Raw genomic sequence first — 13,466 nt, 5'->3', positions numbered from 1 at the left:
CACGGCGTGCTGCCCCAGCTCCGTCTCGCGACTAACGAGAGCACCAACCGAAGGGGTATACAAGTCACGAAGTGACCGCCCCGCGCGTAGCGGGCATTTCCCCTCCCGCCGCGCGTCCTCCCCCTCTTCCCTGTAAACTTGAAGCAGTCATGTTTGAAAACCTAAGCGACAAACTCCAGCGTTCCTTCAAGACCCTCCGCGGCCAGGGCACCATCTCCGACGAGAACATCTCCGACGCCATCCGCGAGATCCGCCTCGCCCTCCTCGAATCCGACGTCAACCTCACCGTCGTCAACGAGCTCGTCGAGCACATCCGCACCCGCGCCATCGGCGAAAAGGTCGCCACCGCCCTCTCGCCCTCCGAGCAGATCGTCAAGATCGTCCACGACGAACTCGTCAACGTCCTCGGCCGAGACACCGCCCGCTTCCAGAAGTCCTCCCAGCCACCGTCAGTCATCCTCATGGCCGGCCTTCAGGGCTCCGGAAAAACCACCACCAGCGGCAAGCTAGCCCAGTGGCTCAAAAAAGCCGGCCACCGCCCCATGCTCGTGTCGGTCGACGTCTACCGTCCCGCCGCCCGCGAGCAGCTCGCCATCGTAGCGCGCTCCATCTCCGCCCAGCTCTACGAGGGCAAACTCACCGACTCCGATATCGCGAAGCCCGGCACCGAAGCCGTCCTCCGCCTCGCCAAAGAGGCCAAGCGCGACGCCGCCAACTTCGGCTGCGACATGCTCATCGTCGACACCGCCGGCCGCAACCAGATCGACGCCGCATTGATGCAGGAGATGGCCGAGCTCAAAAAGCTCCTCAACCCCTCCGAGATCCTCTTCGTCGCCGACGCCATGACCGGCCAGGACGCCGTCAACTCCGCCAAGGCCTTCAACGATCTCCTCACCATCACCGGCGCCATCCTCACCAAGATGGACGGCGACGCCCGCGGCGGCGCTGCCCTCTCCATCCGCCACGTGACGGGAGCCCCCATCAAATTCTTGGGCACCGGCGAAAAGCCCGACGCCTTCGAGCCCTTTCACCCCGACCGCATCGTCTCCCGCATCATGGGTCACGGCGACATCGCCACCCTCCTCGAGCGCGCCGAATCCACCCTCGACCGCGGCAAAGCCGAGCAGTTCGCCAAGAAGGCCCTCTCCGGCGACGGCTTCACCCTCGACGACTTCCGCGACCAGCTCCGTCAGATAAAAAAGATGGGCAGCATGAAGTCAATCTTAAAGATGTTGCCATCAGTAGGCCCCTTCGCGGGCATGCAGCAGGCCGTCGAAAACGTAGACGAGGGCCAGTTCACCCGCGTCGAATCCATCATCAACTCGATGACGCAAAAAGAGCGTCTCGACCACGAGATCATCAACGGCAACCGCCGCAAGCGCATCGCCCGCGGCAGCGGAACCACCGTTCAAGACGTCAACAACCTCCTGCGCCAGTACTCCCAGATGCGCAAGATGTTCAAGTCCATGGGCTCCGGCGGCGGCATCAAAGCCCAGCAACGCATGATGAGCCAAATGCAAGGCAAACAAAAATTCGGCAGATGATGCTTAAGCCTGTTCTTCTGAAGCAACGATAAATCTCGCGCGTTCGTAGAGTTCGTCGAAAGTAATTATCTCCGGTCGAGCTGTGTTTCGCCGATATAGCTCGAATGAGCGATATTTTTTAGAGTTCGTACCGTTAGAAGACTGGAATTCACTCAAAGAGCCCACAACTAAGAATGAGCGAGGCTGGTAAGAAAAAACTTGCTCGCCGGTCAAGTTGCCATCTTCATCGGTAGTTTCAAATTTCTCAACAACCCTTTTTAATGTGTTTGCGACGGTAATCTGGGATTGTGCGACGCCACCCGCCAACTCATCAGAGGGAACCCAGCATTCAGACCTGTATTGGGCGCTTTTTAAGAGCGAGGTCGTATGTTTTTTGATTTCCACGAAACATAGCGCTTCGATCGCGCCTCTAGTTTTCATGAGAGCATCGGCCCGTTTACCCTTCCCCCATATATCGGATCCGGCGACAGTTTGTTCGAGCTTACTGCCATCCAAACTCGATAAGAACAAATAGGTCAATCCGTAGCCAAATACCCACTTATTTTCTTCAAAGAACGCCTGCCACAGGGCCTCTTCTGTCTTGTTGAGATCGGATGCCTGCTCTTTGAAATATGCAGGATCAAACAGTAGTTTGTGAAATCGATCCAACTGTTTTTTTCGATAGCTTAGGGCGACGATATCACTCGGTGTTATTTCGGAACGAAGCATCTCTAATACAAGAGGTTGATTTTCACTAACTAATCGTCTGACTTGATCAGAAGAAAGCAATATCTTCTCCAGTTCGTCGTCAGTTACCGACATGGTTTGACCATCAAGAAGCGGAACCTTCTGGAGACTCTGAATAAATCTAAATAACCGAAGAATTTCGGCTGGCCCGAATGAAAAATAAAGCTCTTGAGGACTGGTTCCTTTGCGGATAAACTTTTGGATTGTCAGACGAGATAAGCTTCGATCATCTTCGTAAAAAGTAGCTTTTATTTGGTTGCGCTCAGCCGGAGACTTTTGAATGATGGTTTCGCCTAGCCGTCTTATCAAAGAAATGCCCCCGTCAGTGTCAAACACTTTGTATGCAATTCGAAGTGAACGACTATCTTCGTCGCTCGCGGTCTCAGGAAATTTTCTACTTATGTACGTTTTGTTGGGTAACCGTCGGCGAAAATAATCGTAGTTCTCGGACATCGGCCCTCGGTTCATAAATGCATTGATAACAGTGACGGCTAAGTATAAATTCCACGGCGGCCGGCCGATAGTAAGAACGCGAAAACATTCGGGTGGCCCGCCCGCACTCTCAAACTAATGCTCGGGTGCCCCATCCTTCGCCCTTTCTGCGAAGGGTGGGATCGCAAACCGCTAGCCGAGTGCCGCAAAGAGACTCCATCACTTCATCTCCTCCACCGTCCCATCCGACCAAGTCATCACCGGAACCATAAAGATCGTCACCGGCTCGGGGTCTCCCTGCGCAGCGAAGACCTGCGACCCGTCGAGGTTTGCACCCCAGCTCGCCGCATCCACGGAGGGAAGGAAGAACATCAGATGCGGACGCCAGTGGCCGTCATGATCGTTCAGATAGCCCTGCTTCGACAGCATGTAGCACATCGCCCCCTGCTCGGGCGTCCCGATGACCTTCTTCGCCACCGCCTCCTTCATACGTGCCTCCACCTGATCCTTCGGCAATCCGGACAACACCAACTCCGTCCGCTTCAGGTACGCCGGCATCACCGACCGCACAGCAGCCGCATTGAAGCAGTGCGGCGCACGCAGCTTCGGATTCCAGAACTGAGAGTCGTCGAAGTTAGTAGCCCACGACCGCTCGACCAGGCAGACGAAGCCGTTCTTCCCCTTTGCCGCCGTCTCGTAGCCGTGGCTACCGAGCACCATCACCTCCGCATCGCCGCTCACTGCCGCATTCGCCGCACTGCGCGCCAGCGCAACCTCCTCCGCCACGCTCGCCACGCGGTACTGCTCTATGGGAGCCATCGCCGGATACAGCGCCTTCGCTCCCTGCCCCCAGCCGACACCAGCCGCACCGAGTAGAACCACGCCACACACCACGCCAGACACTATCGTTCCAACCATTCGATTTGACATTGCACCTGCCTCCTTGAATAAGTCGATTCACCTGCCCGGGCCGTCATTCCTAACTGTGAGACCGTTCAGACGCAACAATGTTATGCCCGATGCCTATATCTCGATCCTGACATCTGGGCACTTGCGCCACGCGCGAACGAAGATGCCAGCCGTCTAACCGCGTGCTAAACTCCTCGCCAAAAGGAGACACCCATGAAGCACGTCACCCGCGTGGCCGCCCTCTTAGCGGCCGCCCTCAGCACGTCTGTTCTCATCTCGCAGGTCGAACAGAAGACCCAAAGATTCCCTCAGTTTGACAATGAAGACGTCAAAGTCTGGAAGACGATCGTCATGCCGCACCAGCCACTCGCCATGCACCACCACGATCATCCCCGCGTCATCATCGCGCTCACCGGCGGCACCATGAACATCGTCGAGCCCTCCGGCGCAACCGAGACCCACGTATGGGAGACAGGCAAAGCCTACTGGCTCCCCGCCATGGCACCCAACACCCTCCACTCCGACATCAACGCCGGAGACAAACCAATGGAAGTCATGGTCGTCGAACTCGAAAAGGAAAAATAATCGCAAACCCTCCCCAATTCAACCGCAAGGGAGCACAGCACCCCTCTCAACAACGATTGATTAGCCCGGAGCGAAGATCGTAGCTCCTCTACGCAAAGACTGCGGCAATCTCCTTTGAACCGGCCGGTCGCTCCACTGCTATCCACCGACGTATCCCCATTTAGAGAAGAAAACTCTCGCAGACCCCCATCCAGGCACCTCGCCGCGTCGTACCTCTATCGCAAGTCTCTTTCGAAGAAGGAGGCACGATATGTCGATCCACTCCTGTCCCGACGCCGCCCTGCTCATAGGAAACCTGGTGGAATCCCTCCGCCGCCAGTGCGAACTCCCCGGCAAAACAAGATCCAGCTACGAGATCGCCCTCGAGATGGATACAGCAGAAGCACTCCAGGCCGCATACCGTCACGCCGCCGACCACCTCGTCCGCTGTCCCGTATGTCGAAACCTGATCGCCAGCAGAAGACCCGGCATTCCTCGGCAGACACCAGAAACAAGCCTGCAACATACCTGAAAAACAACCCATAAATCGCATGTCAAGCCCCATACACGCGAAAACCCGCTCCAGATGCGGTTTTTCGCGTGGCGTATCTACCCGCTTGAAACAGATATCCTGTTAACAGCGGTCATGAGATGGGATGGATGGACCTAAGCAGCGAGGGATGTGTAGCTCGATAGAAATCTTGCAACTCATTCAAAACAAGTATTTTGCACGCAAGTCTCCTGTTTTGAATATTTTATAGATATACCCTCCCTTCAAGTTACTGAAAATAGATAAGTTAGCCGCAAGATCCCCTTGGGGGGAGGGGGAGGGGGTACCAACGAGTTCGAGCCCGGCCTGAAGACAATCAGTGGAGCACGGGAGAAATTGTTATTGCGTCCGCAACAAAATCTGCATCACACCTCCAACTGGCGAAACTTCGCCGAACGGAGAAAAACTAAAGATGCTTATCCTTTTGATCATTCTGATTCTGGTGTTCGGCTTTGGCGGCTATCGTTTGGGACCTGGCCTCGGCTACTACGGAGGCGGCGGCATCAGCCTCATCCTGCTCATCGTTCTCATCCTGCTTCTGCTAAAAGTTATCTAACTGAGACCGGCCCATTCCGCGCAGCCCTCAAGCAACGAATGGGCCGACCCAGCCCTCCGCGCCTTCCCCTTCTAGTTGAGACTATCTTCGCAACACGCTAAGATAAGCGTGCCAAGCGCGCTCATGCCAATATCGGTCCAGACCCGTAACACCCGCCAGAAAGACGCCATCCGCGCAGCCTTCGTTGAGGCCGACCGCCCTCTCTCCCCCGACGAGGCTCTCGCCCTCGCCCAGAAAGAGGTCGACGCGCTCAGCATCGCCACCGTCTATCGCAACATCGGCAGCCTGGTCGACGACAAGTGGCTTACCCCAGTGGACGTCCCCGGCCACTCCACCCGCTACGAAGTAGCCGGCAAGGCCCACCATCACCACTTCCAATGCAACACCTGCGGCACCGTACACGAACTCGAAGGCTGCGAGATGCAGTCCAGACCGAAGCTACCCCGCGGCTTCAAGTACTCCAGCCACGAGTTCTTCGTCTACGGCACCTGCTCCTCCTGCGCCAAGTAGCCAAGCTTACCTCTTCGATCCTCCCAGCAACGATCCCAGCACCCCGCGGATCAGCTGCCGTCCCACCGTGCTCCCCATCGTCCGCGCTGCACTCTTCACCGCCGCCTGCAACACAGTATCCCCTCTCCGTGAACTCCCCTGTCCCAGCACCCCACCCAACGCCGTCCCAGCCGCCTCTATCCAACCCGATCCCGAACCTGTGAGAGACCCTGCCGAACCGGCAGCCCCACCCCCCGAAACCACGGCCTTCCCCTTCAGTCGCTCATACGCCGACTCCCGATCCACCACTGTCTCGTACACCCCCGCCACCACCGAATTTTTGATAATCTCCGCCCTCTGCTCCGGCGTAATCGGCCCAATCTGGCTATGCGGCGGACATACCATCGCCCGCTCCACCATTCCCGGAATCCCCTTCTCATCCAGGAACGAGACCAACGCCTCCCCCACACCCATCTCTGTAATCACAGCCTCCACATTCACCTTCGGATTCGCGCGAAACGTCTGCGCCGCCGCCTTCACTGCCTTCTGATCTCTTGGAGAAAACGCCCGCAGCGCATGCTGAACACGGTTGCCCAACTGGCTCAACACCGTATCCGGCACGTCGATCGGGTTCTGCGTCACAAAGAATACCCCAACTCCCTTGGACCGGATCAGCCGCACCACTTGCTCAATGCGATTCTGCAAAACTGAGGGCAGATCGTTGAACAACAGATGAGCTTCATCGAAGAAAAAAACCAGCTTCGGCTTCTCCTGATCTCCAACCTCGGGCAATTTCTCAAACAATTCACTCATCAGCCAAAGCAGAAACGTCGCGTACAACTGCGGCGATTGCAGCAGCTGATCCGCAGCCAAAATATTCACCACACCTTTGCCGCTGGAATCTACCTGTAGCAGGTCATCGATATTCAGCGCCGGCTCGCCGAAGAAAAGGTCGCCTCCCTGCTGCTCCAACGCCACCAACCCACGCTGAATCGCCCCGATACTCGCCGCCGAAATATTTCCATACTGCGTCTGATACTCTTTCGCGCCCTCACCCACATGCTGCAGCATCGCCTGCATATCTTTCATATCTAACAGCAGCAATCCACTGTCATCGGCGATCTTGAAAACCAATGTCAGCACACCCGTCTGCGTATCGTTCAGATTCAGAATCCTGCTCAACAGCAGCGGCCCCATTTCACTGACGGTAGCTCTCACAGGATGTCCCTGCTTGCCGAAGACATCCCAGAACACGACGGGACACCCCGCAAAGCTCCACTCCCCCAATCCCATCGCAGCAACCCGCGCATCAAACTTCGGCGAACTCTTCCCCGCCTGCGAGATTCCCGACAGGTCTCCCTTCACATCCGCGGCAAACACCGGCACCCCAATCGAACTCAACGCCTCCGCCATGACCTGCAGCGTGACAGTTTTGCCAGTCCCCGTGGCCCCGGCGACCAGACCATGTCGATTCGTCATTCCCGGCAGCAAATAGAGCTCGTCTGCACCCTTCGCAATCATTGGCATCTCAATCATCGGTTCACTCCCAACTCTCAATCTGCCTGAAGACTACACGGCGTCGTGCCAACATCAAAGCCGCGCCGCTTCACCATCCTCACCACTTCAATGGTCTCCCCACCGCCCACCGGAACCTGCCGACGATCCAACTCCAGATACCCCTTCAGCGCATAAAGCCCCACGCCCGTCAACGTACTGCCCATCTCGAAGTGCGTAAACCCTTCCGCGATCGCAGCATCCTCGGCAGCCGCTAGAATCAGACTTCCCAAGCCCTTTCGCGCAAAATCAGGATGCACAAAGATCGCCCGAATCTTCGCCGCATCCACCACCGGATTCAGCCTCTCCAGAGCAATCTTCTCGACCTGATGATCTCCTCCATACAGGGTCTTCCGAAAGCTCCATCCACCACACCCTGCAATCTCACCACCTTCAGCAATCGCGAGAAAGTAAGTCCCATCCGCAATCAGTTGACTGTCCACCGTGAATACTGTCGCCAACGCACCCTCCCTCTGCGCCGTCGAATAATCCTTCGCCTGAAGCCCACGCACCGAAGCCTCGATCAGTTCGCGAATCGCTCCCACATCCTTCGCCGTAGCCACTCTCAATTGAAATCGCATGGTCAGCAAAGTATAAAAGCCCAGATGGCGAGCCATGTCACTGCAGCGGAATCCGGCGTGACGATCTTCCGGGTTGCACCTCAATGATTTGTTTCGCGATTAGTAGCCTTAATTAATTCATTTACCATGACGGAAACAGCCGCATCTCCGACCAATCCTGGGATGCACGGAACGACACTTTATGAAATTTCTAGTCACGGGCAGTGCAGGTCACCTGGGTGAGGCTTTAGTTCGAACTCTGCACAGCTTGGATCATGAAGTTGTGGGACTGGATATTTTGAAATCTCCCTTTACGACTCACATCGGCTCGATATCGGAGCGGTCTCTCGTAACGCACTGCATGAAAGAGGTCCAGGTGGTCTTCCACGCTGCCACGCTGCACAAGCCACACATTGCCACACATAGCCGACAGGAGTTTGTCGACACCAACATCACCGGCACGCTCAATCTGCTGGAAGCCGCTGTCTCCGCAGGCGTGAAGTCTTTTGTCCACACAAGCACAACCAGTGTGTTTGGCGACGCTCTTGTGCCCCCTTCGGGACATCCTGCGGCATGGATCACCGAAGATGTAACGCCGGTTCCCAAGAATATCTACGGCGCGACCAAGGCAGCCGCCGAGGATCTCTGTCAGTTATTCCATCGCAATCAAAATCTCCCATGCATCGTGCTCAGGACGTCTCGATTCTTTCCTGAGGAGGACGACAACCAGGAAGTGCGCGAAGCTTTTTCGGATCTGAATTCAAAGGCGAACGAGTACCTCTACCGGCGTGTTGATATCGAAGACGTCGTGAGCGCACATTTGCTGGCTGCAGAACGCGCGCCAGATCTTGGTTTCCGAAGATATATTGTCAGCGCAACAACCCCATTCCACCGCGACGATCTAGAACAGCTACGACACGATGCACCCGGAGTCGTGCGGAAGCGGGTTCCGGACTACGAGGTCAAATACAGTCATCGGGGCTGGAAGATGTTTCCCGGTATCGAACGGGTTTATGTGAACGAACGTGCCCGCGACGAACTGAGATGGTTGCCGCAATATGACTTCACCTCTGTCATAAATAGTCTCAACGCGGGGGTTGATTTTCGAAGTCCTCTCGCAAGAGCGGTTGGAGCCAAGGGCTATCACAACGAAGTATTTTCTCAGGGACCATATCCTGTGGACGACGGATCCATCAAAGCCTGACGAAAACTTTCCGTGCGCCTTGTCGAGTCCTTACCGCAGGACTAAACTCCTCCCATGCGCCGACCTGCTCTGCACCTCCTAGCCCTTGCTCTGCTCCTCCCCCTCACATCTACGATCCAAGCGCAGGACTGGGCCAAGACCCGCCTCGAAGCCTCGCCCCGCCACCACGAATATGTTCCTCTCAAGCATGGCGACCGCACCGTTCAGGCCTTTGTCGTCTACCCAGAGGTAAAGACGAAGGCCCCCGTCATCATTCTCATCCACGAGATTTTCGGCCTCAGCGACTGGGCTAAAGAGATGGCCGACGAGCTAGCCGCCCAGGGCTTCATCGTCATCGCTCCCGATCTGCTTACCGGCTTCGGCCCAAATGGCGGCGGCTCCGACGCCTTCCCCAATCAGGACGCCACCGTCAAAGCCATCTCCGGCCTCGATCCCGCCGTCGTCACCGCCGACCTCGACGCCGCAGCGGACTACGGCAAGAAGCTACCGGCGGCCAACGGCAAGATCGCTGTGACGGGCTTCTGCTGGGGAGGTGGTAACTCCTTCGCCTTCGCCGCTCACCGCAAAGATCTCTCCGCCGCCTTCGTCTTCTACGGCCCCGGCCCCTCGGACGTCACCACGATCACCGCTCCCGTCTACGGCTTCTACGCCGGCAATGATGCCCGCATCGGCGCAACCATCCCCGCTACCACCGATGCTATGAAGGCCGCCGGCAAGAAGTACGAGCCCATCACCTACGCCGGCGCAGGCCACGGCTTCATGCGCGCCGGCGAAGACCCAGGCAACACAGTCCCCGGAAACAAAACCGCACGCGAACAAGCCTTCACCCGTCTCGTAACTCTGATTAAGGAGATGAAGGCGGCCCCGGTTGCCAGCAACGCAAATCACAATAAGACCGTAGCGCAAAAAGCACAGCCCGCCATCTCCTGCCACACCAACACGAAAGTTGCGAAAGCCAGTCCAACAAACCAACCCACAGAGACAGCTGCAATAATGTAATCGTGGCCGCTGCTCTCAACATCTCGCTTCAGGATCAACTGGACCGCATCACGCAAAACACTCGTGCTCTAGTCCAGCCCGAGCGTCTCGCCATCTCCGAAAAAGCGACCGAAGACCTCTTCAACACCGGCATTGAAGACCGTACCCTCAAAGCCGGGGCGCAAGCTCCGGCCTTCACACTCGAAGACGCCCTCACCCACAAGTCCGTCAGCTCTGCCGATCTGCTGGCCCTCGGACCCCTCGTCATCAAATTCTTTCGTGGGCGCTGGGATCCCTACTGCGTCACAGAACTCGAAGCCTGGCGCGAGCTGCACACCGACCTCCGCAGACACGGCGCCATCTTCGTCGCCATCTCCCCGCAAACTACTCGCCAAAATAACTTCACCCTCGAGCAGCATGGCCTGCAATACCCCCTCCTCTCCGACCCCGGCGCTACGATCGCAGACAAATTTGGGATAGCCCACACCATCCCGCAAGCCCTCCGCAGCTACTACCAGTCCATCCTCATCAATATCCCTTTCAACAACGCAGGCCTCAGCTATCACAACGCCACCGAAGCCAGCTGGCGCCTCCCGCTCCCCGCCGTCTTCGTGATCGACCGGACCAACACCATCGTCTTCGCCGAAGGCCACGCCGACTTCCGTGTCCGCCCTGAACCTGCCGACATCCTTGCAACTCTCGACCAGAGATAAAACAGCTCACACCCCACGATAGCCAGCTTTCCGCCGACGGACGTGTCGCTGATTCCTCTAGAGACTTCCAATCTTCCCGCAATATTGAAGCCCGATCATGGCGAGATCTTGCGATATCCTAAGCGTGCGTTTATCGTAGTGATAGTCCGTCTATCGAACAGTCTTGTTCGACAACGTCACGGAAAAGGACCCGCATGAGCCTCACCCCCCGCCAACCCCTCACATTATCCGAAACCTCCCTCCCGCCCGCTCCACCTCCTGCTCCCAAACCCACCCCCGCATCCTCTCTCGACATCTTCACCGGCGATCCCAACTTCATGACCTCGCTCGCTCGCGGTCTTATTGTCATCCAGGCATTCACCCAGCAATCCCCGCAGATGACCATTTCGCAACTTAGTGTGAAGACCGGCCTCTCTCGCGCAGCAGTCCGCCGCTGCCTCTACACGCTCACCAAGCTAGGGTTTGCCGGCGCGGAAGACGGCTCGCGCTACTCCCTTCGTCCGCGCATGCTCACCCTCTCCCAGACTTACACCACCTCGAACACCCTCTCCACTGCCGCGCAGCCCATCCTCGAACGCATGTCCGCCGCTCTCCGCGAGTCCTTTTCCGTCGCCACCCTCGACGGCGAAGACATCGTCTATATCGCCCGCACTCAAGTCAGCCGCGTCATGGCCGTCGACCTCCACATTGGCAGCCGGCTCCCCGCTTACTGCACCAGCATGGGTCGCGTCCTTCTCGCCTATCTCCCCACCGAGCAGCTCGAGCAGTATCTCGCCAAAGCCGTGCTCACTCCTCACACCACTCGCACCATCATCTCAGTCGAAAAGCTCCGCCTCGCTCTGCGCAACGTACGTCGCAACGGCTACGCCCTCGTCGATCAAGAGTACGAGGTCGGCCTCCGCTCCCTCGCCGTGCCCGTCTATGCCGCCTCAGGCCGAGTCGTCGCCACGCTGAATCTCAGCGGCAACGCGCCTCGTCTCTCCGTCCTCGAGATGCAAAGCCGATTCCTCAATCACCTTCGCAACGCCGCCAACGAGCTAAGCGCTTTCCTCAACTAATCGTCACCAAAATTCAGTCGAATGAGAATCGCATCTCATGCCATCATCTCGGCGAGTTTCAAAACCGTCCGCCAGTTCCGCATCGTGCTCACGGTTTGCAGCTTCGAGTCAAAATAAGCATTTGTCAGCTTCGTCCTCGCCGCCCCATTCACCAGCTTCATGTAGATCTCTCTCCCAATCACTGCAAACTCGTCCGGCGGTGATCGCATTGCATCCAGCCCCGCCACTAAATTCTTTCCTGGACAATCCGCGAGGAAAGAAACATGCAGCATCTCTTCCGCAGCTCCCGCCTTCAAAAACGGATTTCCCCGAACCACTGCCTTCATCTCCGAAGCCGTCCGCAACACCACCGGCACCTTCAACCCAAACCGCTCCTCAACCTTCATCGCAATCACCGTCTCCAATCGCTTCACCACTTTGTCGTCGGCGCAGAAGACGACATTCCCGCTCTGGATGTATGTCGCGACCTGCCCACATCCAGCCGCTTCAAAGAACCCCACAAGATCTTTCATCGGCAACATGTTCTTACCGCCAACATTTATGCCACGCATCAAAGCGACATATCTCAAAGGCGTCTCGGCGACTCGATCCTTCATCATGCACTCCTCTAAACTGGAGCCACACACCGCACAAACGAAACTCCAGCCTTCGTCTCAACAACAACGTCACCATCTCCCCGCGGCACTACCACGGCCCTCCCGGGAGTCAACGCTAACTCTCCATCAGGAGTCCTGACCACTCCACTACCCGTCAACCCGACAAGACATCCCGCTCCCGCAAAAGAAACCGTTCTTTCACTCCTCGAAGAGATCTCAAATCGATCAACGACAAAATACTTCTGCTCAATCAATCTCGTAAATCCGTCCATCTTCCGCGGCGCAACCTTGCCCGCCTCTGTCTTAGACTTCATCACCTGCAGGCCCTTCTCCAGATGCAGTTCCCGCGGCCGTCCGTAGTCATATAGCCGATACGTCACATCGCTCGTCTGTTGCGTCTCCAGCAGCACCACCCCAGGTCCGATCGCATGTACAGTCCCAGCATCCACAAACAGCATGTCCCCCACTGACACCGGAACATGCTCCAGCAGCAGTTCCATCGTCCCGCTCTCCACAGAAGCCGCAACCTCCTTCGCACCCACACCCGGCTTCAACCCGAGTGCGACCGTCGCACCCGGCTCCGCCTCCAGCACATACCAGCATTCGGTCTTTCCCCGCGTCTCGCCCATAGCCGTCGCCTGCGCATCATCCGGATGCACCTGCACCGAAAGCTTATCCGCCGGAAACAGAATCTTGACAAGCAGCGGAAACTCGCCACCCATCTTCTCCGCAACGGAAGCCAGCGTCTGCCCCGTATACGGTCCACTCTCCACCAGACACTGCGGCCCGGTCAGCCAGGCCTCCCCCACCAACTCGGTCGTTCCAGTCTCTTCATACCAAGGCTTCAGATCGCTCTTTCCCCATACTCTTTCGCTAAACCACGGCTTCAGGCTAAACGGTGCAACTTTGGTCCCAATCGTCATACTTCAAGCCTATCAACTCCCACCTTTGGGTGGCATTACAAAAGTCTTACACCACGTCTCCCTTCGCCCCTGATAGCGTCAGTATTAGCAGTTCATCGGTACCCGAAACA

15 protein-coding genes are annotated in these 13,466 nt (G+C 57.1%); 9 read left to right on the top strand and 6 right to left on the bottom strand.

From position 1 onward, the window contains the following. Nucleotides 1-149 precede the first annotated feature (149 nt). Nucleotides 150-1,544, top strand: a complete 1,395-nt coding sequence (ffh, locus tag HDF12_RS08655) for a signal recognition particle protein (RefSeq protein ID WP_179582115.1) — start codon at nucleotides 150-152, stop codon at nucleotides 1,542-1,544. Nucleotides 1,545-1,547: 3 nt separating this feature from the next. On the opposite strand, the gene HDF12_RS08650 is transcribed toward ffh, so the two are convergent. Further along, nucleotides 1,548-2,723 carry a Shedu immune nuclease family protein gene (locus tag HDF12_RS08650; protein ID WP_179582114.1) on the bottom strand — a complete coding sequence of 392 codons (1,176 nt, stop codon included), beginning with the start codon at nucleotides 2,721-2,723 and terminating at the stop codon, nucleotides 1,548-1,550. A 198-nt stretch (nucleotides 2,724-2,921) separates the two neighbouring features. After that, nucleotides 2,922-3,632 (bottom strand): hypothetical protein, encoded by a 711-nt coding sequence (locus tag HDF12_RS08645; protein ID WP_257025430.1) that lies wholly within the window; start codon nucleotides 3,630-3,632, stop codon nucleotides 2,922-2,924. Nucleotides 3,633-3,824: 192 nt separating this feature from the next. Between HDF12_RS08645 and HDF12_RS08640 the strand changes: the two genes are divergently transcribed. The 4 genes from HDF12_RS08640 (at nucleotide 3,825) to HDF12_RS08625 (ending at nucleotide 5,791) form a co-directional block, all read left to right on the top strand. Continuing rightward, the gene (locus tag HDF12_RS08640) at nucleotides 3,825-4,196 is read left to right on the top strand and encodes a cupin domain-containing protein (RefSeq protein ID WP_179582113.1); all 372 of its coding nucleotides are present in this window, start codon (nucleotides 3,825-3,827) and stop codon (nucleotides 4,194-4,196) included. 250 nt (nucleotides 4,197-4,446) lie between these two features. Continuing rightward, nucleotides 4,447-4,707, top strand: coding sequence for a hypothetical protein (locus HDF12_RS08635; RefSeq protein WP_179582112.1), 261 nt, complete (start codon nucleotides 4,447-4,449; stop codon nucleotides 4,705-4,707). Between the two features lie 430 nt (nucleotides 4,708-5,137). After that, nucleotides 5,138-5,281, top strand: coding sequence for a DUF3309 family protein (locus HDF12_RS08630; RefSeq protein WP_179582110.1), 144 nt, complete (start codon nucleotides 5,138-5,140; stop codon nucleotides 5,279-5,281). A gap of 123 nt (nucleotides 5,282-5,404) precedes the next feature. Next, nucleotides 5,405-5,791 carry a Fur family transcriptional regulator gene (locus tag HDF12_RS08625; RefSeq protein ID WP_179582108.1) on the top strand — a complete coding sequence of 129 codons (387 nt, stop codon included), beginning with the start codon at nucleotides 5,405-5,407 and terminating at the stop codon, nucleotides 5,789-5,791. A 6-nt stretch (nucleotides 5,792-5,797) separates the two neighbouring features. Here the strand turns inward: HDF12_RS08625 and HDF12_RS08620 are convergent, their stop codons facing one another. Together HDF12_RS08620 and HDF12_RS08615 are read right to left on the bottom strand one after the other, a co-directional pair. Continuing rightward, nucleotides 5,798-7,306 carry a helicase HerA-like C-terminal domain-containing protein gene (locus HDF12_RS08620; RefSeq protein WP_179582106.1) on the bottom strand — a complete coding sequence of 503 codons (1,509 nt, stop codon included), beginning with the start codon at nucleotides 7,304-7,306 and terminating at the stop codon, nucleotides 5,798-5,800. Nucleotides 7,307-7,323: 17 nt separating this feature from the next. Continuing rightward, complete coding sequence (locus HDF12_RS08615; protein WP_246373506.1) at nucleotides 7,324-7,941, bottom strand: GNAT family N-acetyltransferase; 618 nt, start codon at nucleotides 7,939-7,941, stop codon at nucleotides 7,324-7,326. Nucleotides 7,942-8,086: 145 nt separating this feature from the next. Between HDF12_RS08615 and HDF12_RS08610 the strand changes: the two genes are divergently transcribed. The 4 genes from HDF12_RS08610 (at nucleotide 8,087) to HDF12_RS08595 (ending at nucleotide 11,837) form a co-directional block, all read left to right on the top strand. Further along, nucleotides 8,087-9,088: an NAD-dependent epimerase/dehydratase family protein gene (locus HDF12_RS08610; protein ID WP_179582104.1), complete on the top strand. Its 1,002-nt coding sequence runs from the start codon at nucleotides 8,087-8,089 to the stop codon at nucleotides 9,086-9,088. A gap of 54 nt (nucleotides 9,089-9,142) precedes the next feature. Then, entirely contained in the window at nucleotides 9,143-10,087 is a 945-nt protein-coding gene (locus tag HDF12_RS08605) for a dienelactone hydrolase family protein (protein WP_179582102.1), read from the top strand. 2 nt (nucleotides 10,088-10,089) lie between these two features. Further along, nucleotides 10,090-10,779, top strand: a complete 690-nt coding sequence (locus HDF12_RS08600; RefSeq protein ID WP_373563876.1) for a peroxiredoxin-like family protein — start codon at nucleotides 10,090-10,092, stop codon at nucleotides 10,777-10,779. A gap of 194 nt (nucleotides 10,780-10,973) precedes the next feature. Further along, nucleotides 10,974-11,837 (top strand): IclR family transcriptional regulator domain-containing protein, encoded by an 864-nt coding sequence (locus tag HDF12_RS08595; RefSeq protein WP_179582100.1) that lies wholly within the window; start codon nucleotides 10,974-10,976, stop codon nucleotides 11,835-11,837. Nucleotides 11,838-11,872: 35 nt separating this feature from the next. On the opposite strand, the gene HDF12_RS08590 is transcribed toward HDF12_RS08595, so the two are convergent. Both HDF12_RS08590 and HDF12_RS08585 read right to left on the bottom strand, forming a co-directional pair. Further along, entirely contained in the window at nucleotides 11,873-12,436 is a 564-nt protein-coding gene (locus HDF12_RS08590) for a DUF1697 domain-containing protein (protein WP_179582099.1), read from the bottom strand. An 8-nt stretch (nucleotides 12,437-12,444) separates the two neighbouring features. Continuing rightward, a complete protein-coding gene (locus HDF12_RS08585; protein ID WP_179582097.1) occupies nucleotides 12,445-13,356 on the bottom strand; it encodes a type I phosphomannose isomerase catalytic subunit in 912 nt (303 codons plus the stop codon). Between the last annotated feature and the right edge of the window lie 110 nt (nucleotides 13,357-13,466).

This window comes from Tunturiibacter gelidiferens, from assembly GCF_013410115.1.
Classification (GTDB): domain Bacteria; phylum Acidobacteriota; class Terriglobia; order Terriglobales; family Acidobacteriaceae; genus Edaphobacter; species Edaphobacter gelidiferens.
Note: the sequence above shows the minus strand (reverse complement) of the source record. Positions and strands in the feature narration are given on the sequence as shown.